The following is a 21,197-nucleotide window of genomic DNA, read 5'->3' on the forward strand; positions in this document are numbered from 1 at the left end:
GGGTCTGGTGATACGCATCCGGCCCTGATCTTAGGAACGGAACGGAATGACCGACAACAACGACGACAAGACATTCGGCGGAGCCAAGAAGACGCTTACCCTGAAGCCTTCCGGGGTGAGTCAGGGAACTGTTCGCCAGGACATGGGTCGCGGCCGCACGAAGGCTGTCGTGGTCGAAACGCGCAAGCGGCGGCCTATGCGGCCGGAAGACGAGAAGCCGGTCGTTCCGATCGCAACACCTGCTGCCCCTGTGGCACGCGTGGTCGAACCGCAGCGCCCGGCATCTGTGCCGCAGCAGCAACAGCCTGCGCGCCCGGCCCAGCCACAGCAGCAGCCGCGTCAGCAGGACAATCGCCAGGATAACAGCAACCGTCCGCGGGTCGGTGTAGTTCTCAACCAGCTTTCTGCTGGTGAGATCGACGCCCGCCGCCGTGCGCTGGCCGAAGCCCAGATCCGCGATGCCGAAGACGCCAAGCGCCGCGCTGCCGAAGAGGCACGCCGTGCCGCTGAAGAAGCCGAGCGTCTGAAGGCCGAACAGGCTGAAGCAGCCCGTCTCGCCGCCGAAGAGGCAGCCCGAACCCCTGCAGAACGCGAAGCCGAAAAGGCCGCAGCTGAAGCGGCAAAGGCCGCCGAAGTGGAAGCCGCCGCCGTTGCTGCGCGCAAGGCGGAAGATCAGGCCCGCGCCCAGGCAACAAAGCCTGCAACTACAACAACAGCAGCCACCCCGGCCGCTGGTGCCCGCCGCAAGACGGAAGGCGAGGATGACGAAGCTCGTCCGAACCGTGGCGCCACCACACCGGTGCGCGGCAAGGTCGTCCGTCCGGAGCCTGCCAAAGCTCCTGCCCGTCCGAAGACGGAAGAAGAACGCCGCAAGGGCAAACTGACACTGACTGCCGCTCTCGATGACGACGGCAATCCGCGCGGCCGCTCGATGGCTGCGACGCGCCGCCGGCAGGAAAAGTTCCGCCGCAGCCAGATGCAGGAAACCCGCGAAAAGGTCATGCGCGAGGTTATCCTGCCGGAAACCATCACCATTCAGGAACTGTCGCAGCGTATGGCTGAACGGGCCGTCGACGTGATCAAGTACCTGATGAAGGAAGGCCAGATGATGAAGCCGGGCGACGTCATCGACGCCGACCTTGCAGAACTCATCGCCGGCGAATTTGGCCATACTGTCAAGCGCGTTTCGGAATCCGACGTCGAAGAAGGCCTGTTCAGCGCCAAGGACGATGGCGATATGCAGCCGCGCCCGCCGATCGTGACCATCATGGGTCACGTCGACCACGGCAAGACCTCGCTGCTCGATGCCATCCGCAAGACCCATGTCGTATCGGGCGAAGCCGGTGGCATCACCCAGCATATCGGCGCCTATCAGGTCGAGCAGAACGGCAACAAGATCACCTTCATCGACACCCCCGGCCACGCCGCCTTTACCGCGATGCGTGCCCGTGGCGCCCAGGCGACCGACATCGCGATCCTCGTGGTGGCGGCCGACGACAGCGTGATGCCGCAGACGATCGAATCCATCAGCCACGCAAAGGCTGCCGGCGTTCCGATCATCGTGGCGATCAACAAGGTCGACAAGCACGAAGCCGATCCGCAGAAGGTGCGCAACCAGCTGCTGCAGCACGAAGTGTTCGTGGAAACCATGGGCGGCGAAGTGCTCGACGTCGAAGTCTCGGCCAAGACCGGCCTCGGCATCGATAAGCTGCTCGAAGCCATCCTGCTGCAGGCCGAAATCCTCGACCTGCGCGCCGATGCAGACCGCACGGCAGAAGGTACCGTCGTTGAAGCCCAGCTCGATCGCGGCCGTGGTGCAGTTGCCACCGTTCTCGTTCAGAAGGGTACCTTGAAGCCTGGCCAGATTATCGTTGCCGGCGATCAGTGGGGCCGTGTGCGCGCGCTGGTCAACGACAAGGGCGAACACGTCAAGGAGGCGCCTCCGTCGATGCCGGTCGAGATCCTCGGTCTTTCCGGTACGCCGCTGGCGGGTGACAAGTTCGCTGTCGTTGAGAACGAAAGCCGTGCTCGCGAAATCTCCGAATATCGCCAGCGCCTGACCCGCGACAAGGCCGTTGCCCGCGCAACCGGTCAGCGCGGCTCGCTCGAGCAGATGATGATGACGCTGCAGAATACCGGCCTCAAGGAATTCCCGCTGGTCATCAAGGGCGACGTGCAGGGCTCGATCGAAGCCATTGCCGGCGCACTCGACAAGCTGGGAACCGACGAGGTTCGTGCCCGCATCGTGCATTCGGGTGCCGGTGGTATCACCGAATCCGACATCTCGCTGGCGGAAGCATCGAACGCGGCCATCATCGGCTTCAACGTTCGTGCCAACGCCCAGGCCCGCACGGCCGCAGAACGCGCCGGTATCGAGATCCGCTACTACAACATCATCTACGATCTGGTGGATGACGTGAAGGCAGCGATGTCGGGCCTGCTGTCGCCAGAACGCCGCGAAACCTTCCTCGGCAATGCCGAAATCCTGGAAGTGTTCAACATCACCAAGACCGGCAAGGTCGCGGGTTGCCGGGTCATCGAAGGCAAGGTCGAACGCGGTGCAGGTGTGCGTCTGGTTCGCGACAACGTCGTTATCCACGAAGGCAAGCTCAAGACCCTCAAGCGCTTCAAGGACGAAGTTTCCGAAGTGCCGATGGGCCAGGAATGCGGTATGGCCTTCGAGAACTACGAAGATATCCGCGCCGGAGACACGATCGAGTGCTTCCGCGTCGAGCATATTACCCGCACGCTGTAAGCGCTTCCGGGTTAAACATATCGTTTCAAAATGGCGGCTTCGGCCGCCATTTTTCTGTCTGGCTTGCCGCCAATCAGAAGAATTCAGGCAAAAAAGCGCCACGAATGTTTCCACCCGCGGCGCGCCAATCGTTCAAGTCTTAGATCTGCTTACCGATCTTCGCATCAACCGACTGGGTGTTGGAACCACGGATTGCGAAGAAGAAGAAAATCGCGGCCCAGAGGATGGATTTCTCGGCGCCACCCAGGCCCTCAGCCTTCACGACGCCGTGGAAATATACGGTCACCAGCAGCACAATCATCGCGGCAAAGGATGCCGGGCGGGTGAAAAGCCCAATCGCGATCAGGATGCCACCGAAAAATTCCGTCGCGGCCAGCAGCGGTGACCAGAAGACGCCGGGGTAGAAGCCCAGGCTTTCGACCATGCCGACGGCACCCATTGGATTGATGATCTTGCCATAGCCGTGGGTGACGAGCAGAACGCCGGCAACCACGCGCAGCAATGTTTCGGCCGTCGTATCGAGCGGCAGATAGAACCGCTGCAGGGCGGGCAGCATGGCTGGCGGCCGGGTCGATGTAAGGTCAGTCATGTTGGCTCCTCTTGATTTTTGCAACGCCGCATTCTGTTGCCGCGAAAATTGCACCAATCAAGGGAGGCTCCCGCCAAAACATGATAAATTTAGTTAACAATGTTGTGAGGCATTCTTGATCACGTGCTGTTGCGGCCTCCTCCGCCGATGGATAACGTCCGCCAGCCTGATATCGCTACGGAAACCGCCATGACAGAAAAGCCACGTATCGCCATTCTCTACTGCACCCAGTGCAACTGGCTGCTGCGTGCTGCCTGGATGGCGCAGGAGCTGCTCTCCACCTTTGGTGACAGCCTGGGCGAAGTCGCCCTCATTCCCGGCACCGGCGGCAATTTTGAAATCCATGTCGGCGAGACGCTGATCTGGGAACGCAAGCGCGACGGCGGCTTTCCGGGGCCGAAGGAATTGAAGCAGCGCGTTCGCGACGTGATCGAACCAGGACGCGATCTCGGCCACACCGACCGGACCTGACACCTTGACCGCAAGTCTGCTTTTCGGCGTTTTCAGCGCCGCCTTTCTCTCCGCCACGTTGTTGGTCGGCGTCTCCGAAGCCGCATTGATCCTTGCCGCCCGGCAACCGGATGCGCAGATCATCGCTCTCTTTCTGGCCGCGACGGCGGGTAATGTGCTGGGCGCGGTTGTCAATTTCGTTCTCGGCCGCTTTCTGCTGCGTTTCGAGCATCGCCGCTGGTTTCCGGTCAGCCCGCTCAACCGGAAGCGGGCAGAGGCGCTGTTTGGCCGTTATGGCCGGCCTATCCTGCTATTCTCGTGGCTGCCCGTGGTCGGCGACCCGCTGACGCTGGTGGCGGGGCTTCTGCGTACCCCTTTCCCTGTCTTCATTGTCTATGTGACGATTGGCAAGGCGGCGCGCTATGCGGTGTTGTTATGGGCGTGGGACACGTTGACCACCTGACCGCCGCTCAAGTCAAAAGCGAAGAATGTTCCGCCGCGTTGTCCAACATGCGCCGTTTAGAAAGATTAGTCCTTCTGCAGACGCCGCTATGAGAAAGCATCCGCTCAGCACTTAGCCAAGAACGAAATTTCGAAATCCCGCTATCTGGTTCCGCATTTCACCGGAAGGGGTTTACTTGGTCGGTACTCCTGCTTCACATAACGGCCAGTATTTTTGTTTATTGGTGCTTTCGTGGCCATCCGGCTGCAAATTTGATGTCATTCGGCGTCCCAGCTGTTCAAGTGGCAGGATGCTCCCTTATTTCCTTTGATCACTCATGTGATTACTAAATCCTGGCAACGAAGCGGAGAATGGATTGAGTTTGAAATTCGGCACCAGCGGCCTGCGCGGCCTATCCATCGACCTCAACGGCCCTCCCGCCGCCCTCTACGCGACCGCGTTTGCCCGCTATCTCCTCTCGTCCGGCCAAGCGAAAATCGGCGATCCGATCCTGCTGGGCCGGGATTTTCGCGCCTCCAGCCCGGAAATTTCAGCGATCTGCGCTGGCGCATTGACCCGCTGCGGGTTGACCGTTCTCGATTGCGGGACCGTACCGACGCCGGCTCTCGCCCTTTATGGATTGGAGAGCGGTGCAGCAGCATTGATGATCACCGGCTCGCATATCCCCGCCGACCGCAACGGCATCAAGTTCTACCGCCCGGACGGGGAAATCTCCAAGATCGACGAGGACGCAATCGGCGCGGAAGCAGCAGCGCTCATGGCCCGCTCGGTCCCGATCGATGCGACGCCCGGCCCGGCCGCCGACCATGCCCGGCAGGCCGAGGCACTTTTCCTGGCCCGCAACGCCGCAGTCCTTCCCGCAGGCGCTCTGACCGGCCTGAAAGTCGGCGTGTATCAGCACAGCACCGTGGCACGCGACCTGTTCGTCGAGGTTCTGAGGGATTACGGCGCCGATGTCGTTGCACTTGGCCGCTCCGCCGATTTCATTCCAGTCGATACCGAAGCCGTTTCGCCCGCAACCATCGACTTGCTCAAGACATGGGCGGCCGAGCATCAACTCGACGCGATCGTCTCGGCCGATGGCGACGGCGACCGCCCGCTTGTCAGCGATGAAACCGGCCTACCGTTGCGCGGTGATCTTTTGGGCCTGATCGCAGCACAATTTACTGGCGCGACTGTTGCCGTGACGCCTGTCACCTCCAATTCGGGCCTTGAGGGCCAGCCAGGCCTCTCCATCCTGCGCACGCGCGTCGGTTCGCCATTTGTCATCGAGGGCATGCTGGAGGCGGTCCGCAACGGGAAAACCGGCGTCGTCGGCTTCGAGGCCAATGGCGGCACCCTGACCGCCACGGATTTCACCCTCAACGGCACCAAGCTTAGAGCCTTGCCAACGCGCGACAGCTTCCTGCCGGCGCTTGCCGTGCTTTCACTTGCCGCACGCAGCCAGCAGCCTCTCTCATCGCTTGCAGCAGGCTTTGCCCTGCGGGTGGCGCTGAGCGACCGGATCGAAAATTTTCCATTGGAGACGAGTGCTGCGCTGATGAGCCATCTCCGCTCAGGCCCGGACAATCTGGCAAGTTTTCTCGCCCCCATCGGAAAGCCGGAAACGCTCAGCGACGTCGACGGGTTGCGCGTGACACTGACCGATCGCAGCGTCGTTCACTTCCGCCCCTCGGGAAATGCACCGGAAATGCGCTGCTATGCGGAGGCGGAAACAGCCGATCAGGCAAAGCAGGTCCTCGAACAGGGGCTCGCTTGCATTCGCGCCTTTGGCGAGCGGCAGCCGGCAGCGTGATTGCAGCAAAGCTCGGCGAAATTGTTTGGGGAAAAATCATTCCCCTTCAACGGTTTGCTCAACTTTCCTACTCATTTTCAATGAAAAACTCAAAAACCCTGTTGACACAAAAGCGCGAGCCCCGTACACCCCCGCTCGTCGCCCAGATGGCGGAATTGGTAGACGCGCCAGCTTCAGGTGCTGGTACTCGAAAGGGTGTGGAGGTTCGAGTCCTCTTCTGGGCACCAATTTCATATTCGCAACTGCCCAGGCAGTTTCGAAGATCAAAAAAAGCCCGGTTCGCCGGGCTTTTTTTATATCTGAAATCGGACATTACCGGGAAGTTCCAAGCAACCTATCAGCCTTTGCGCGTCAGCATGACGTGGCGCGGGATTGTGCCGAACTGGCGGCGGAATGCGGTGGAAAAATTGGAAGCGGCCGAATAGCCGGCAATGGCACTTGCCTCCTGTACTGTCACTTCGCCGCCGTTCAAGGCCGCAAAAGCCCGCTCCAGCCGAAGCGTGCGGAGATATTCGAAGACGCTCTGGTTTTCAGAAATCCGAAACAGCCGCTGCAGGCCGCTGGCGCTGACACCGGCCGCGCGGGCGATCATTCCGACATTCAGTGGAGCGTCCCAGTGCACTGCGATGTAATCCTTGGCCCGATCCAGGCAGACCGCATCCTGGCGCGTGAGCAGCGCACCTCCCGGCGCACGCCGGCCGGCATGGAGCACCGCCGCCATGGTTTCGGCAACAAGCTCCACAGCGCGGCTTTCAAGGTAGAGATCGCGCATCGCCGGCAGGAGCGGCAATGGCGCAAATATCTGCCGGACGAGTTCAATCATCCGCGGTGTCAGCGTCCAGCGATGCTCGGCCAGATGCTCACGCATCAACCGTTCACCGCCCTTGGTGTCCGCGATCTCCTCCATGGCATCAAGATGCAGCCATTCCGGCGTTGCAGAAACGACGACATGCCGCAAATGCTGGCGCCCATGGGAGGCCCGCTTGAAGCTCTCCGGGTTGGCATTCATGATCGCGACGCCGCTTGCCACCCCCTTCTGCGCCTGAAACGTAAAATGCCTGTCGCCAATGGCAAGGTCGACATTGCCGTCGAGAAAGAAGATGCAGGACAACTCTTCGCCAAGCCGTGATGTCGCGGTGAAGGGCCGTTCCTCGATCGCATCGCTGACATGCAGCACCAACCCGCGGCGAAGTTCCCGATGCAGGAACTCGCCCTCCATCAACGTATCGTCGGGCGAGAGCTGGTCATCCGGGCTCTCCAGCACAACGCCGTCCTGACGCAGGAAATCGCGCACGCGCAACCGCTTGCCCGTACTGCGCAGTTCATAGCCAGCTTCCATGTCCGGTTGGATCGTGGAGGAGGTCATCGCCAACCCTTCGAAACGCATCATGCTCCCGGTTTGCACCGGGAATCTTACCAGCCGCCTTGCGCCCGTCGCCACGATGAAAACTTTGGCTACGAACAAAGATATCTGCGCGTTGCGCAAAGGTCTCTTCGTTGCCGATCATGGGACAAGTGCCCTAAAGCAATATCTTAACTTGATTTACTTGGTCAAGTTTACCAGAGATGCGAATGTGTGGGGACAAAGACATGAGCGGCGGCCAGAAAGCGGAATTTACCGTGGAATACCAGATGGGGCGGTTCAATCGAACCATCAGGCTCAACCGGAAGGACATTCTGCTGGCCTCGACGATAGCATTCGGCCTTACCATCCCTTGCCCCCATGCGTTCGCCCAGGAATCCGGCTCTGCCACGCCGCTCGAAAAGATCACGGTCGACCCGGGCAAGGACAATCCGAAAGGACCAGACCAGGGCATTGTCGCCAAGCGAACCTTGAGCGGCTCCAAGACCGACACGCCGCTTCTCGAAACACCGCAAGCCATCAGCGTCGTCACGCGCGACCAGATGGATGCACAGGGCGTCAATACCGTGGCGGAGGCCTTGCGTTACACGCCGGGCGTCTTATCGGATCCGAACGGCTATGACATTCGCTATGACTGGCTCTACATCCGCGGTTTCAACACCTATGGCACGGTATGGCTCGACGGACTGGTCCTGCCCGGTGATCCCAGCAACTATGCGACGCCCAGCATCAACCCTTATGCGCTGGAACGCATCGACGTGATCAAAGGACCGGCATCGGTACTTTATGGCCGCTCGATCCCCGGCGGCCTCGTCAACGAAGTCAGCAAGCGGCCACACACCGAAAGCCGCAACGAACTCGGTATCGAGACCTCCTCCCATGGCGGTATCCAGGGCACGTTCGACTTCACCGGCCCGGTCAGCGAGGGTAGCGACTGGTCCTACCGGCTGACCGGCCTTGGCAAAAACATGGGCACGCAGATTGACCGGGAGCGGGAACGCCAGTTGATGCTGGCGCCGAGCCTGACCTGGGCACCGACCGACCAGACGGAACTGACGCTTCATGGCTATTACCAGAAGGATCGGCCGAAGGATTTCAACCCTCGCTTTTATCCGGCCATCGGTACCCTGATCGAAAACCCGTTGGGGCAAATCCCGCTCGACCTGTTTCTCGGAGATCCCGATGCCAGCGTCTTCGAGCGCGATTTCTACACGCTGGGCTATGAATTCTCCCACGAGTTCAACGAGACCTGGACCGTGCGCCAGAACCTGCGTTACGGCCGCTCCAGCCAGAACATGTTCCTGGTGCTCGTCAATCCAGCCTTCGCCTATCAGCCCGACGGCCATACGCTGAACCGTGCCTCGGCCATTTCCGACGACTGGGTTTCGAGCTTCAACGTCGATACCCAGCTTGAAGCCCGCTTCGATACCGGCGCCTTCGATCACACCGCGCTCTTCGGGATCGACTATCTGAGAGCCGATTCCTCGACGACGTTCGGCAATGGGTTTGCTGGCGTGCCGCCGCTCGACTATCTCGACCCGGTTTATGGCGCCGGCTCCATCCCTAAACCCGCAATCCAGCGCTCGGGGCTTCAGGAACAGCGCCAGATCGGTTTCTATCTCCAAGATCAAATCCGCTATGACAACTGGATCGGCACCTTCGGCCTGCGCTACGATCTTTCCGACATCGATACGCAAAACCGGATGCTGGCCGGATCGCCGGCCGTCTCCAATGATGATCGTGAATTGACCTGGCGTGCGGGCCTCACCTATCTGTTCGACAGCGGCATCGCCCCGTATGTCAGCTACTCCACCACCTTCCTGCCTGCGCTTGGCTCCAGCCAGGCAGGTACGCCGTTCGAGGCGCAGAAGGCCGAGCAGTACGAAATCGGCGTGAAATACGAGCCGCCCGGCGGCAATGGCATGATCACCGCTTCGCTGTTCGATCTCACCCTGGAAAACGGCCTGACGCCGGATCCCACCAGCACCCTCTACAACGTCCAAACCGGAAAGCAGCGTGTTCGCGGCCTTGAGCTTGAAGCCAAATACGAGGTGACGCCTGAACTCGACTTGCTCGCGGCCTACGCCTATTCTCACTCCGAGGTGCTCGAAAGCACGAGCGCCATCGCCAAGGGCCGCGAGATGTTGCGCCTGCCGGAGCATCAGGCCAGCGCCTGGGTAAACTATCGCCCTTCCGTTATCGAAGGCCTATCGCTCAGCGCTGGCGTGCGCATGACATCCTCCTACCAGACCGACGCCAAATATCTCGAAGAACTGCGCATTCCTGGCCGGGCGCTTGTCGATATCGGGGCCCAGTATGATTTCGGCGCCATGGATACGGCATTTTCGGGAACAACGCTTCGCGTCAACGTGAGCAACCTTTTCGACAAGGAATATGTTTCCCATTGCCTCAACATTACCGGCGGAAGCTGCAACTACGGCGCAGGCCGGGCGGTCACCGCGAGCCTGAAATACGTATGGTAATCGTGCAATCATCGTCAGCCGCGAAAAGGGCTGCCAATTGGTTGGCGGCCCTCTCCCTGCTTGCCGCGTGTGGCCTCGTCTCGCTCCTCCTTGCAGCGCCTGCCCATGCCGAAATCCGGTTCACGGATGCGGCCGGACGGGAAGTACGCCTTGCCAAACCGGCTGAGCGCATCGCCACCAATGAGAGCTTGCTCATCCTGTCGCTCGCCTTGATCGAGCCCGACCCGATTTCCCGGTTGGCCGGCTGGGCGGCACCGCAGCGGATCGATCGAGGTTTCTACAACGACCTGAGGCAGCGATTTCCGGCGATCGACGGCATTCCCGTGGCCGGCGGAGTGGTGGCGTCGAAGACGTCGCCGGAAGCGATCCTTGCCGTCAGGCCGGATGTCTATCTCGTTTCCATCTGGGACAATGGCTGGATGGATATCGCCGCAACGCTAGAATCCGCCGGTGTGCCCGTCGTCTTTCTCGATGGACCGCACAACAACGGCAGTGGACCGGCCGACACGGCCATCTTTTCGCTCGAGCTTCTCGGCAAGGTCATTGGCCGTGAAGTCGAGGCTAGAAACTTCGGCGAGTTCCTCCGGCCGCACTATCAGCGCATCACCGATCGTACCAAGGGGGTTGCCCGCAAGTCGGTTCTTGTCGATGCCCATGCCGGGGCCATCTGTTGCTCGACGCCTGGGCGCGAAAACCGGATGACGGACTATCTACGGCTGGCCGGTGGCGAAAGCATTGCCGCCGATATGCCCGGCTATGATGGAAAACTCAGCGCCGAGTTCGTGCTGGAGAGGGACCCGGACATCTATATCGCCACCGGCGGCCCGCATCTTGCCGCTCAAGGAGGCCTCGTGCTCGGCGGTGACGTCAGTGCCGAGGCGGCAGCCCAATCCTTCACCCGTGTCATCTCCAACGACGTGCGCACCCACTTCACGGCGGTACGTGAGGGCCGGGCTCATGCCGCGTCTCATCAGCTTTCGATTTCCGTTCTCAATATTCTGGTCTTCCAATGCTACGCGAAATGGATTCATCCGGACCTCTTCGAAGATATCGCCCCTTCTGAAACCCTCGCCGAGATCAACAGGCGCTTTTTGAGCGTACCGCTCAACGGCACCTTCTGGCTCGACTTCGACGCTTCGCGGTTGCCGCAATAAAAGGACAATTTAATGGACGGCAAAATCTACACGGCGCAGGCAGTCATCGACCTCGTCGATCCGCAGACAGTGATCCAAGAACTGTGCAAGCACATGCGCGAACACAATGCCGAAATCAGCGAGGAATCCGGCGATGTCTTACTGCGTCTTTCCGGCTGCAGTGCCCGCTTCTCGGCCGATGGCGCAATGACGCGCATCAACATCGAAGCGCCGGACTTCGAGCACCTCTATTTCGCGCGCATGACTGTTGCTTCCCACATTCTCGAATTCGCAGGGGAGACCGTCCCAGAAATCTGTTGGAATGGCGATCATGGCGATGCCGAGCGGCCGCCGAATTTTCAGACCCTGACGGTTACCGATACCCGGGACGTGACACCGCATATGCGCCGCATAACTTTCCGCTGCGAAAACGCGGCACGCTTTGCCAACCTCGACGCGCTGCACCTGAACCTGCTGATCCAGCAGCCCGGCCTTGCCGAACCGCAATGGCCCTTTGTCGGGGCAAGTGGCCTCATCGAATGGGAGCGGCCGGACCTGAAACCGTCCATGCGAAAATACACCGTGCGCTCGATAGACCTTGCGACCAGCCAACTCGATATCGACTTCGTGCTGCACGCCGATGCCGGACCGGGATCGAGCTTTGCCGAGGCCGTCACCATCGGGATGGAAGTCGGCGTACTCGGTCCTGGCGGTGGCGGGCTTATGGATGCAGATTGGTATTTGTTTGCGGGCGACGAGACCGCCATTCCAGCCATTGCCCGCATGCTGGAAAACCTGCCCGCCGATTCATCCGGCGCCGCCTATCTTGAAGTTTCGGATGCCGCCGAAATCCAGAACCTGCAGACGCCTGTTGCCATCGGCATTCACTGGCTGATCCGCAACGCAGAAAAGCCCGGCAGCCTCCTTGTCGAAGCCCTCCGGCAAACGCACCGCCCCCAGGGCGACGAAAGCATATATCTTTGGGCCGCCTGCGAATTTTCAGCCTTCAAAACCATCCGGCAACTCGCGCGCCAGGACTGGAAACTGAAAAACGACCAACATCTCGTCGTCGCCTATTGGCGGGAAGGCACAAAATCTTAAAAGATGATTTATTTTATCATATTTTCCTTGCCAATAACTTGACAATTATAATCATCTTAAATAGCCGAGGTATCGTAGGTATATTCAACTGTTGGGGGCAATGAATGACGATCAATATTTCCGTCACGGACGTCAACAAGGACGGCACCGGCGTCAACGTACTCGCTTATCTCGCAAAATTTGATAGCAGCTTCTCGCCGGCCGGCCGGGGCTCGTTCAGTGGATCCAGCGGCCTGTCGGGCAAGCAATATGCAGCACTCGATGCAAAGGGCACCGGCGTGGTCTTTGATGCCGGTAAAACCGACTGGGCCTATGACATGGCGACCCATCAGGTTGGTGGCTCGCTGGATGGGTTGCGCTTCGGCACCTCGACCAAGCTCGACACGGGAAAGCAGGTCTTCACCCAGTCCACCGACCTGAAGATTTCCGGTCTTAGCCTGGAAACGAGTGCGGATGCCAATGCTCTGCGCTCCAGCCTGACGTCCTCCGATACCAAGGGCCTGTTGGCCCTGCTCAAGAAGGACAGCATCTCATTCTCCGGCAGCACCGGTAACGACGTGTTCAAAGGCTTCGGCAAGGGCGACACTCTGAGTGGCGGCAAAGGCAACGACACGCTGTATGGCGAAGGCGGCAACGACACGATCAAGGGCGACGCTGGCAACGACATACTTAACGGTGGCGCCGGCAATGACATTCTGACTGGCGGCAGCGGCAACGACAGGCTGACCGGCGGAACAGGCAATGATACCCTGGCGGGCGGCGCCGGCAAGGATACCTTTATCTTCAAGGCTGGTTCGGGCAAGGACACCATCTACGATTTCCAGGCTGGCAAAAGCACGGCAGGTGACGTCTTGAGCCTGGACAAGAGCGTCCTGGCATCGTTCACCGCCGTCAAGGCAGCGGCAGTCGACACGGCCGATGGCGTTCTGATCAAATTCGGTACGGGCTCGATCCTCCTGGAAGGAGTCGACAAGGCAGACCTTCACGCCAATGACTTTTTCTTCGTCTGATTGATCACCGGACCTTGATTCGATCGGCCTGAAACCTGAGCATTCGTTCACGGTTTCAGGCCGATTTTTTTGTCCGGCCGCGATACCTGAAGGCTGGCTGGCGTTTTGCGAAAAGCCATGAGAGGCACGGGTTCCCCTGCACCCAAATACAAAATTTCGCTGAGGCGGCCTCAATATGAGGAGCCCTATTGAAATCGCATTTTCCAAATCCTATCTGGGCAGCATGTCCGGTCCGTTAAGAAATCGGGACCGCGTTCTCTCGAGCGATTGGCGAGCCAATCCAGCGGGTGCAGTTGTAGTCAAGATGAAGCCTCTGGCGGTAAACCGCTGGAGAGTTTTACTATGCGTGCACTAACCATCTGGTTTTTTCAAAAGCCTGCATTAGTATGTGCTCCCATGATGGACACGCGCTTCTCTTCGGCTCTGCAAATCATTATTACAGTTGCCGTCAACGAAAGAAATAATATCCGCTCAACGAGCGATACGCTGGCAGCGAAGCTCGATGCCAAGCCCAGTCTCGTGCGCAAGCTGGCCGCACCGTTGATGCAGAAGAATATTCTTGTGTCGTCTGAAGGATATCAGGGAGGTTACCGGCTTGGCCGGTCCGCCAGCGCGATTTATCTGAGTGAAATCTATCTTGCAGTCACGCCAGACAAGAAAATATGGGGTACGCGTGAGGATATTCCAGCCGAATGCTTTGTCTCAAGCAATATGAACGAATGGTCGGCAAAGCTGAGCAAGAAAGCCGAGCAGGCCCTGCTGGGTCTTCTTGAGGAAAAATCTGTGGAGGATGCCATCTCGGAACTGGCGACCATCGATGGCGGCAAGTGTCCAGTCGGAAGGGCGATCGCGCCCTGAGGCAGAATCACATGCGGCCGTGCGGGACGGCCGGAGGGAACCGGACCGTCCCCGTCACTGATCGGAGGTCAGTCAAATCCGTGACGAACCGGTGGCTAGCCGCGCCTTCACGCGACCAGCCGGATCTTGAAGCGTAACTTAGAAGTCGCGCTGCAGACGCACGAAGCCGAACACTTCGTCATCGCCATCGTCTTCGTCGTGGTACTGGAGGCTCACCTTGGTCTTCAGGCCGTCGGTGATCTTGTAGTCGACGGTCACGCCGCCGGTCCAGGCATCACCACCACCGAAGTCGTTGCCGTTCAGGTCGATGTTGCTGAAGTACTGAACACCAGGCGTGATCGAGAACTTTTCGTTGACCTTCAGTTCGTACTGAGCGCCAACAGTCCATTCGGACTCTTCGTAGTAGTAGTTGGCGCCGGTAGCATACGCACCGTAGATGCCGAGCTGGCCTGGGCCGAGATCAGCATAGATGATCGCGCGGATAGCACCTTCTTCGCTATCGGTGTCATAACCGCCAAGCAGGTAGGCGGTGACAACGCCAACCGTACCGGAAACCTGGCCGGTGATACCGACATTGTTCGGACGCGCGGTGTCTTCCAGCTCTTCCACAGCGATACCGGCCTTGAAGGCGTCGGTTTCGTACTGGTAGCGGATGGCGTTGTGACGGGTTTCGTTGCTGGCGATCAGGTCGGTTTCGCCGCTCAAGTCGTCATCCCACCAGCTGTACTGCATACCAACGCGCAGGCCGGCGATTTCGATGTAACCCTGGTCGAGGAAGGTATTGTTGTTCGAAGAACCGGAAGAGTTGCGAGCGTTTGTACGAAGCGCAACGAGGCTGGACAGCGTGCCGAATTCGGTGTCGTTCTTTGCTTCGAACTCAAGCTGTGCGCGCGTAAAGGTATTCCAGTCAGACGAACCGGACTGATCACGGCCGAAGTCGGTCTGGAAGCGGATATAACCGCCGATCTTCAGGCAGGTTTCCGTTCCCGGAATGTAGAAGTAGCCGGTGCCGAACGCGTCGCAGACGCGGACGTATTCCGCCGGCTCAGGTTCAGCAGCAACGATAGCGTCGGCTGCAAATGCACCGTTTGCTGTGGTCAACGCCGCAGCAGAGGCAAAAAGAATAGCCTTCATAGTCATTTCGGATCCAATCAAGTTTCGATCGGGCACAGGCTTTCGTGGCTGAAAAATCAGCGTCCCCCACCCCAAATATCGATTCAAGCCCCAATGGCAGCGGCCGAAACCGCACGCCGAGATTACATAGGCCAAGAACTGTAACAATAAAAATTACAGTCATATTCTCGTCACATTGATGGTTGGGATTTTGAGTGTTGCCGAAACGCAACGCCCTGATGCACAGGATCGTGAGTACCCTCACTACCTTAGATGCACGCACGACCACTCCACAAACCCTGGTGGGTGTGACCGGTAACATTTAGAGCTTTCAGGTAGTGACCATTCGGCGAAACCGCAAGTAGGACGCCCTGACGTTTTCGTGAAGGCCGTCAAAACACCGCAATGCGCACGAATCTTGCGGGCCAACGGAGTGGCACGCAGCATTATGATACTGCAGGCTCAACACCGTCCCATAAGGCCGCCTCAGAACGAATCACTTCGCCATTTCCATTCGAGGCCCCCGGCTCCAACGAATCGCGCTTGACACAGATACGGTGCCCGTATTTTAATCTTGCCAACGGATTAAGCACTTCCTTGACATGACCTCATGGTCGACGGGCAGTTTGGCCCCACGATGCTCCCATCACAGATGGGTTCTGCGTCGTGGGGTTTTTGGTTTTTGGCGGATCAATGAACAACGCGGTAAAAATAGGCATCCTTTATTCCACGACCGGCCCCTATGCCGAGATCGGACGCGACGCACGTGACGGTGCCGACTTTGCCATCGAAGAGGTCCGCGCGCTCCATGGCAACGCCATCAAGCCGGTTGTCATCGATCCCCATGCCGATATCACCGCTTACCTCGAAGGTGCGCGCGCAATGCTGCGCGATCACGGTTGCCGCCACATCATCGGAACCATCACCTCGCTCGCCCGCAAGGAGGTCATTCCTCTTGTCGAAAAACATGACGGTCTGCTCTGGTACATGTGCCCTTACGAGGGCTTCGAAGCCAATGACAATGTCATCTATACCGGCGGCTGTCCCAACCAGCACCTCTTGCCGCTGTTCGATTACCTGATCCCGCGCTTCGGCCGCCGTCCCTATCTCGTTGGCGCCAATTACGTCTGGGGCTGGGAAATGAACCGGCTGGCCCGCGAGCTGATCGAGGATGCTGGCGGCGAGGTGCTTGGCGAACGGTACCTGCCGCTGGAGGAGACTGCCGTCGAGCGCATCGTGCTGGATATCGAGCAGCGCCGGCCAAGCTTCATCCTGAATAATTTCATCGGACCGTCGAGCTACGCCTTTCTCGCCGCCATCCGCGCGCTTGGCGCCCGCAACCCGGCCTTCCTCCCGGAAAATTGCCCGGTCGTCAGCTGTGACCTGCAGGAAAGCGAAATTCCCCATATCGGTCTCGGTGTTGCCACCGGCCAGCTTTGCGCGGCCGCCTATTTCGATACGGTCGCAACGCCTGAAAATGCCGGCTTCAAGGCCCAGGTGGCAGCCAAACTTGGCAGCCAGCGGCGTATTTCGAGCGTTTTCGCCAGCGCCTATGCCTCAGTCAAGCTTTGCGCAGAGGCGATCCTTGCTGCCGGCACGGATGACCCAACCGCCGTCGCACGTCAATTGTCGGCCGCACCTCTGCCAACCGTTCTCGGGCCGATCCTGATCAATCCCGATACCCGTCATGCGGCACTGCCCTTCCATCTCGGCCGGATCAATGATGAAGGCGGCTTCGATATCATCGCCTCACAGCCGGCCATCGCCGCTGATCCTTATCTGACGAACCGCCGCAGCCGGATGCCGTCGCCTTTGAGGATCGTGTCATGAGGGAAACACCGAATTTCACCGGCTGGCGTGCCACCATCCTGCACCGGGAAGACAACACGACCGAACGGCTGACACGCCAACTGAAGCTCATCGGCTTTCAGGTGACGGTCCAGTGGCAGCCACTCGACGCCACCGACCTGCCGGATGTCGTGCTTGTCGATGCCGACCAGGGCTGGGACGGCCTGTTGCCGTGGAACGGCGGCAGTGCACCCTGCCCGTTGGTGGCACTGCTCGGCTCGGAAGCACCCGGCCGCATCGCCTGGGCGATGGAGCAGGGTGTCGGTGCCATCATTGCAAAACCACTGGCTTCCTCCGCCGTCTACCCTGCCCTGGTCATGGCACTCGGCATTCACCGCGAGCGCAAGGCGGTCATCGACAGGATGAACCATCTGGAAGAGCGCGTCCGTCTGCGGCCGCTGGTTCATGCCGCCGTCGAGCGCATCATTGCGGTGCGCAAGGTCAATGAGGAGCTCGCCTATACCATCCTGCGCAATTGCGCGATGCAGCGGCGGATGCCGATGGAGCAGGTTGCGGCCTCCATCCTCGGTGGCGCCGAGCCCCTGCCGGAGGCCGGTTGATGCGCATTCTGAAAAGCATGATCCGCCAGCCGTCAGCGCTGTTCGGCCTGGCCGTCGTTGCCCTCGTCGTCTTCATGGCGGTCGCAGCGCCGCTGATTGCGCCTTACAATCCCGATGAGCAGATGTTTGACGGCCTGACGCTGGAAGGCGCTCCGCTGCCGCCCAGCGCCCAGTTCCTGCTCGGCACCGACACGCTCGGCCGTGACCTGTTCTCACGCCTTCTTTATGGTGCCCGCACATCGCTGATCATCGGCCTCGTTGCCAACGGAATCGCGGTTGCGATAGGCCTCCTGATCGGCATCCTCTCCGGTTACATGCGCGGCCTTTTTGGCAATGCGCTGATGCGCTTCACCGATCTGATGATGGCGTTCCCGGCGCTGCTTCTGGCGATCGTGCTTGCAGCCCTTCTGCGCCCCAGCCTCTGGATCGTCGCCATGGTGATCGCACTGGTCAACTGGGTGCAGGTGGCGCGCATCGTCTATACCGAAACCCGCGGCCTGGTGGAGCGTGACTTCATCCTGGCAGAGCGCTCGCTCGGCGCTGGTCATGCCCGCATCCTGTTTCATCATATCCTGCCGCATCTGATGCCGACGGCAATCGTCTGGGGCACGCTCGGCATCGCCACGACCGTGCTTCTCGAAGCGACGCTCTCCTTCCTTGGCATCGGCGTGCAGCCGCCCACGCCCTCCTGGGGCAATATCATCTTCGAAAGCCAGAGCTATTTCCAGGCCGCCCCCTGGCTGGTGTTCATTCCCGGCGCCGTCATCCTGTTGACTGCACTGTCCTTCAACCTGGTGGGCGATGCGCTGCGCGATATCCTCGACCCCACCCAGCGCGGGAGGGGCTGAGATGATTTTCCTGATCCTGCGACGGCTCGTCCAGACGGCACTGATCCTGTTCGGTGTCGCGGCCATCACCTTCCTGCTGCTCTACGCCCTGCCTGCCGATCCTGCCCGGATGATCGCCGGCCGCAGTGCCACGGCGCAGACGGTTGCCAACATCCGCCACGAACTCGGCCTCGATCAGCCGTTGCTTGCGCAATTCTGGAATTATCTGGTGGCCCTCACCGAGGGCAATCTCGGGCGTTCCTATGCACAGAAGACCGATGTCGGCGCGCTGATCGCGGCCCGGCTTCCGGCCACCCTGATCCTGATGGCGGCGGGTATCTTCGTCGAAGTTGCGCTTGGGCTCATTCTCGGCGTGATCGCTGCGGTCCGCCGCGGCGGCCCGGTCGATCGGCTGGTGATGATGGCCTCCTTCGTCGGCGTGTCGGCACCGCAATTCGTCGCCGCCCTTCTGCTTCTCTATGTCTTTGCGGTCACGCTCGCCTGGTTCCCGATGAGCGGCTTCGGCACGTTTGCCCATGTCGTGTTGCCCGCCACCACGCTCGGCATTCTCGGCGCCGGCTGGTACGCCCGCATGGTGCGCTCGGCCATGATCGACGTGCTTAATCAGGATTACGTTCGCACCGCCCGCGCCAAGGGGCTGTCGTCCGTCCGGATCGTCTTTCGCCATGCGCTGCCCAATGCGCTTCTCCCTGTGATCGCGATGATCGGCATCGATATCGGCCAGTTCATGAGCGGCGTGGTCGTGGTCGAGGCCGTCTACGGCTGGCCGGGCATCGGCCAGCTCGCCTGGCAGGCGATCCAGCAGGTCGATATCCCGATCATCATGGGCGTGACGCTGGTTTCGGCGCTTGCCATCGTCATCGGCAATCTCGTCGCCGACCTGATCGCGCCACTCATCGATCCGCGCATTCGTGCGCGCTAACCATCAGCAACCAAAAAGGGGAACTCAAAAATGTTCAAACGCTGGCTTAGACACTCGACAATCGCAATGGCGCTTGCCTTCACGCCGCTGCCTGCCTTCGCGCAGGATGCCATCAAGCAGGGTGGCGATGTCGTCATCACCTACAAGGACGATATCGCCACGCTCGATCCGGCCGTCGGTTATGACTGGGTCAACTGGTCGATGATCAAGAGCCTCTATTCGCGCCTGATGGATTATACGCCCGGCACGCCGGACCTGATCCCGTCGCTCGCCGAGAGCTTTACCGTTTCGCCCGACGGGCTCACCTATACATTCAAGCTGCGCAAGGGCGTGAAATTCACCAACGGCCGCGAACTGGTGGCCTCCGACGTCAAATATTCGATCGAGCGTGCGATCGATCCGAAGACGCAAGGCCCCGGCGCCGGCTTCTTCGGCGCCATCAAGGGCTTTGATGCCGTGAGCGGCGGCACGTCGGCGACGCTCGAAGGGATCGCAACGCCGGATGATTCGACCGTGATCTTCACGCTGTCGCGCCCGGATGCCACCTTCCTGCATGTTCTCGCCATCAACTTCGCCTCCGTCGTGCCGAAGGAAGCCGTCGAAGCAGCAGCTGGCGATTTCGGCAAGAAGCCGGTCGGTTCGGGCACCTTCGTCTTGAAGGAATGGACCGTCGGCCAACGCCTCGTGTTCGAGCGCAACCCGGATTATTTCGTGAAAGACATGCCACATATCGACAAGTTCACCGTCGAAGTCGGCCAGGAGCCGCTGGTCGCACTTCTGCGCCTGCAGAAGGGTGAGGTCGATATCGCCGGCGACGGCGTTCCGCCAGCCAAGTTCCTCGAAATCAAGAACTCGCCGGAAGGTGCCGAGACCATCGTCGATGGTGCGCAGCTGCACACCGGCTATATCACGCTGAACACCAAGGTGGCGCCGTTCGACAATGTGAAGGTCCGCCAGGCCCTGAACATGGCCATCAACAAGGAGCGCATCACCCGCATCCTCAACGGCCGCGCCACCGCCGCCAACCAGCCGCTGCCGCCGCTGATGCCGGGTTATGACAAGACCTTCACCGGCTATGCCTTCGACGTCGAGAAGGCCAAGGCGCTGCTTGCCGAGGCTGGCTTCCCGGATGGTTTTGAGACCGTGCTCTACTCGACCAACACCGATCCGCAGCCGCGCATCGCCCAGGCAATCCAGCAGGACCTCGCCGCTATCGGCGTCAAGGCCGAGGTTCGCGCCCTGGCGCAGGCCAACGTGATCGCCGCTGGCGGCACCGAGGGCGAAGCACCGATGATCTGGTCGGGCGGCATGGCCTGGATCGCCGACTTCCCGGATCCGTCCAACTTCTACGGCCCGATTCTCGGTTGCTCCGGCGCGGTTCAGGGCGGCTGGAACTGGTCCTGGTATTGCAACAAGGATCTCGATGCCCGCGCGATTGCCGCCGATTCGATGTCGGACCCGGCCAAGGCCGCCGAGCGTCAGGCCGAATGGGGCAAGATCTTCACCGATATCATGGCGGATGCGCCGTGGGTCCCAGTCACCAACGAACGCCGCGTCGTCGCCAAGTCGCCCCGCATGGGCGGTGACGGCGACATCTATGTCGACCCGACCCGCGTCATCAACTACGACGCGATCTTCGTGAAGGACGAGTAAGACAGCGATTACGGCTCCGGTGAATTGCCCGGAGCCGTAATCGTCAGGGGCGCACAAGGATGCAGCCTCTTCTCCCCAACGGGGAGAAGTGCCGAGCGAAGGCGAGGCGATGAGGGGGCGGCGCGGCACATCACGAGTGCTTGGCCCCCTCATCCGGCCCTTTGGGCCACCTTCTCCCCAATGGGCAGAAGAGGGAGCGCGCCGCTCCTGCCAGCCAAGAATAACGATATGCGAGCACGTCAGTGATCCGATG

At 60.2% G+C, this 21,197-nt stretch carries 17 protein-coding genes and 1 tRNA gene; 15 read left to right on the forward strand and 3 right to left on the reverse strand.

What is annotated here, in order from left to right:
- The first annotated feature begins 46 nt into the window (after positions 1 to 46).
- Positions 47 to 2,755 (forward strand): translation initiation factor IF-2, encoded by a 2,709-nt coding sequence (gene infB, locus ACSQ3J_RS07630; RefSeq protein ID WP_436038922.1) that lies wholly within the window; start codon positions 47 to 49, stop codon positions 2,753 to 2,755.
- A 139-nt stretch (positions 2,756 to 2,894) separates the two neighbouring features.
- Here the strand turns inward: infB and ACSQ3J_RS07635 are convergent, their stop codons facing one another.
- On the reverse strand, positions 2,895 to 3,311 hold the full coding sequence (locus ACSQ3J_RS07635; protein WP_060501446.1) for a DoxX family protein: 417 nt from the start codon (positions 3,309 to 3,311) through the stop codon (positions 2,895 to 2,897).
- A 222-nt stretch (positions 3,312 to 3,533) separates the two neighbouring features.
- Between ACSQ3J_RS07635 and ACSQ3J_RS07640 the strand changes: the two genes are divergently transcribed.
- The 4 genes from ACSQ3J_RS07640 (at position 3,534) to ACSQ3J_RS07655 (ending at position 6,279) form a co-directional block, all read left to right on the forward strand.
- On the forward strand, positions 3,534 to 3,815 hold the full coding sequence (locus ACSQ3J_RS07640; RefSeq protein WP_060501123.1) for a SelT/SelW/SelH family protein: 282 nt from the start codon (positions 3,534 to 3,536) through the stop codon (positions 3,813 to 3,815).
- A gap of 61 nt (positions 3,816 to 3,876) precedes the next feature.
- The gene (locus tag ACSQ3J_RS07645) at positions 3,877 to 4,257 is read left to right on the forward strand and encodes a YqaA family protein (RefSeq protein WP_436038971.1); all 381 of its coding nucleotides are present in this window, start codon (positions 3,877 to 3,879) and stop codon (positions 4,255 to 4,257) included.
- A 355-nt stretch (positions 4,258 to 4,612) separates the two neighbouring features.
- Positions 4,613 to 6,052 carry a phosphomannomutase gene (locus ACSQ3J_RS07650; RefSeq protein WP_060501124.1) on the forward strand — a complete coding sequence of 480 codons (1,440 nt, stop codon included), beginning with the start codon at positions 4,613 to 4,615 and terminating at the stop codon, positions 6,050 to 6,052.
- Between the two features lie 140 nt (positions 6,053 to 6,192).
- Positions 6,193 to 6,279: transfer RNA gene (locus ACSQ3J_RS07655), tRNA-Leu, on the forward strand.
- Positions 6,280 to 6,389: 110 nt separating this feature from the next.
- Here ACSQ3J_RS07655 and ACSQ3J_RS07660 read toward each other — a convergent pair.
- Positions 6,390 to 7,442, reverse strand: coding sequence for a helix-turn-helix transcriptional regulator (locus ACSQ3J_RS07660; protein WP_060501126.1), 1,053 nt, complete (start codon positions 7,440 to 7,442; stop codon positions 6,390 to 6,392).
- 200 nt (positions 7,443 to 7,642) lie between these two features.
- Here ACSQ3J_RS07660 and ACSQ3J_RS07665 point away from each other — a divergent pair, with 200 nt between their 5' ends.
- From ACSQ3J_RS07665 to ACSQ3J_RS07685, 5 genes are all read left to right on the forward strand, one after another.
- Entirely contained in the window at positions 7,643 to 9,898 is a 2,256-nt protein-coding gene (locus ACSQ3J_RS07665; protein WP_244489759.1) for a TonB-dependent siderophore receptor, read from the forward strand.
- A gap of 41 nt (positions 9,899 to 9,939) precedes the next feature.
- On the forward strand, positions 9,940 to 11,052 hold the full coding sequence (locus tag ACSQ3J_RS07670) for an ABC transporter substrate-binding protein (protein WP_244481800.1): 1,113 nt from the start codon (positions 9,940 to 9,942) through the stop codon (positions 11,050 to 11,052).
- Between the two features lie 12 nt (positions 11,053 to 11,064).
- Positions 11,065 to 12,132, forward strand: coding sequence for a siderophore-interacting protein (locus ACSQ3J_RS07675; protein WP_060501135.1), 1,068 nt, complete (start codon positions 11,065 to 11,067; stop codon positions 12,130 to 12,132).
- 104 nt (positions 12,133 to 12,236) lie between these two features.
- Positions 12,237 to 13,142, forward strand: a complete 906-nt coding sequence (locus ACSQ3J_RS07680; protein WP_060501137.1) for a calcium-binding protein — start codon at positions 12,237 to 12,239, stop codon at positions 13,140 to 13,142.
- Between the two features lie 342 nt (positions 13,143 to 13,484).
- Positions 13,485 to 14,000, forward strand: coding sequence for an RrF2 family transcriptional regulator (locus tag ACSQ3J_RS07685; RefSeq protein WP_082511908.1), 516 nt, complete (start codon positions 13,485 to 13,487; stop codon positions 13,998 to 14,000).
- A gap of 138 nt (positions 14,001 to 14,138) precedes the next feature.
- Here ACSQ3J_RS07685 and ACSQ3J_RS07690 read toward each other — a convergent pair whose 3' ends face one another.
- Entirely contained in the window at positions 14,139 to 15,140 is a 1,002-nt protein-coding gene (locus tag ACSQ3J_RS07690) for a porin (protein WP_060501140.1), read from the reverse strand.
- 666 nt (positions 15,141 to 15,806) lie between these two features.
- On the opposite strand from ACSQ3J_RS07690, the gene ACSQ3J_RS07695 reads away from it, so the two are divergent.
- Genes ACSQ3J_RS07695 through ACSQ3J_RS07715 form a run of 5 tightly spaced genes read left to right on the forward strand, consistent with a single transcriptional unit; the run spans position 15,807 to position 20,944 of the window.
- Complete coding sequence (locus tag ACSQ3J_RS07695) at positions 15,807 to 16,943, forward strand: transporter substrate-binding protein (protein ID WP_060501142.1); 1,137 nt, start codon at positions 15,807 to 15,809, stop codon at positions 16,941 to 16,943.
- Positions 16,940 to 17,521: an ANTAR domain-containing response regulator gene (locus ACSQ3J_RS07700; protein ID WP_060501144.1), complete on the forward strand. Its 582-nt coding sequence runs from the start codon at positions 16,940 to 16,942 to the stop codon at positions 17,519 to 17,521. The genes ACSQ3J_RS07695 and ACSQ3J_RS07700 overlap by 4 nt, the downstream gene beginning before the upstream one ends.
- A complete protein-coding gene (locus tag ACSQ3J_RS07705; protein ID WP_060511997.1) occupies positions 17,521 to 18,369 on the forward strand; it encodes an ABC transporter permease in 849 nt (282 codons plus the stop codon). Before ACSQ3J_RS07700 ends, ACSQ3J_RS07705 begins: the two co-directional genes overlap by 1 nt.
- A 1-nt stretch (position 18,370) precedes the next feature.
- Positions 18,371 to 19,291, forward strand: coding sequence for an ABC transporter permease (locus ACSQ3J_RS07710; protein ID WP_060501148.1), 921 nt, complete (start codon positions 18,371 to 18,373; stop codon positions 19,289 to 19,291).
- Positions 19,292 to 19,321: 30 nt separating this feature from the next.
- Complete coding sequence (locus tag ACSQ3J_RS07715) at positions 19,322 to 20,944, forward strand: ABC transporter substrate-binding protein (protein ID WP_436038923.1); 1,623 nt, start codon at positions 19,322 to 19,324, stop codon at positions 20,942 to 20,944.
- Positions 20,945 to 21,197: the final 253 nt, after the last annotated feature.

Origin of the sequence: Rhizobium sp. LjRoot98 (assembly GCF_964252935.1) — a bacterium.
Taxonomy (GTDB): Bacteria; Pseudomonadota; Alphaproteobacteria; order Rhizobiales; family Rhizobiaceae; genus Pararhizobium.

Coding starts and splice junctions, on each gene's coding strand:
- ACSQ3J_RS07700 (WP_060501144.1), top strand. CDS start 16,940: ATGAGGGAAACACCGAATTTCACCGGCTGGCGTGCCACCATCCTGCAC.
- ACSQ3J_RS07695 (WP_060501142.1), top strand. CDS start 15,807: ATGAACAACGCGGTAAAAATAGGCATCCTTTATTCCACGACCGGCCCC.
- ACSQ3J_RS07675 (WP_060501135.1), top strand. CDS start 11,065: ATGGACGGCAAAATCTACACGGCGCAGGCAGTCATCGACCTCGTCGAT.
- ACSQ3J_RS07660 (WP_060501126.1), bottom strand. CDS start 7,442: ATGATGCGTTTCGAAGGGTTGGCGATGACCTCCTCCACGATCCAACCG.
- ACSQ3J_RS07715 (WP_436038923.1), top strand. CDS start 19,322: ATGTTCAAACGCTGGCTTAGACACTCGACAATCGCAATGGCGCTTGCC.
- ACSQ3J_RS07710 (WP_060501148.1), top strand. CDS start 18,371: ATGATTTTCCTGATCCTGCGACGGCTCGTCCAGACGGCACTGATCCTG.
- ACSQ3J_RS07685 (WP_082511908.1), top strand. CDS start 13,485: ATGCGTGCACTAACCATCTGGTTTTTTCAAAAGCCTGCATTAGTATGT.
- ACSQ3J_RS07690 (WP_060501140.1), bottom strand. CDS start 15,140: ATGACTATGAAGGCTATTCTTTTTGCCTCTGCTGCGGCGTTGACCACA.
- ACSQ3J_RS07665 (WP_244489759.1), top strand. CDS start 7,643: ATGAGCGGCGGCCAGAAAGCGGAATTTACCGTGGAATACCAGATGGGG.
- ACSQ3J_RS07640 (WP_060501123.1), top strand. CDS start 3,534: ATGACAGAAAAGCCACGTATCGCCATTCTCTACTGCACCCAGTGCAAC.
- ACSQ3J_RS07680 (WP_060501137.1), top strand. CDS start 12,237: ATGACGATCAATATTTCCGTCACGGACGTCAACAAGGACGGCACCGGC.
- infB (WP_436038922.1), top strand. CDS start 47: ATGACCGACAACAACGACGACAAGACATTCGGCGGAGCCAAGAAGACG.
- ACSQ3J_RS07635 (WP_060501446.1), bottom strand. CDS start 3,311: ATGCTGCCCGCCCTGCAGCGGTTCTATCTGCCGCTCGATACGACGGCC.
- ACSQ3J_RS07705 (WP_060511997.1), top strand. CDS start 17,521: ATGCGCATTCTGAAAAGCATGATCCGCCAGCCGTCAGCGCTGTTCGGC.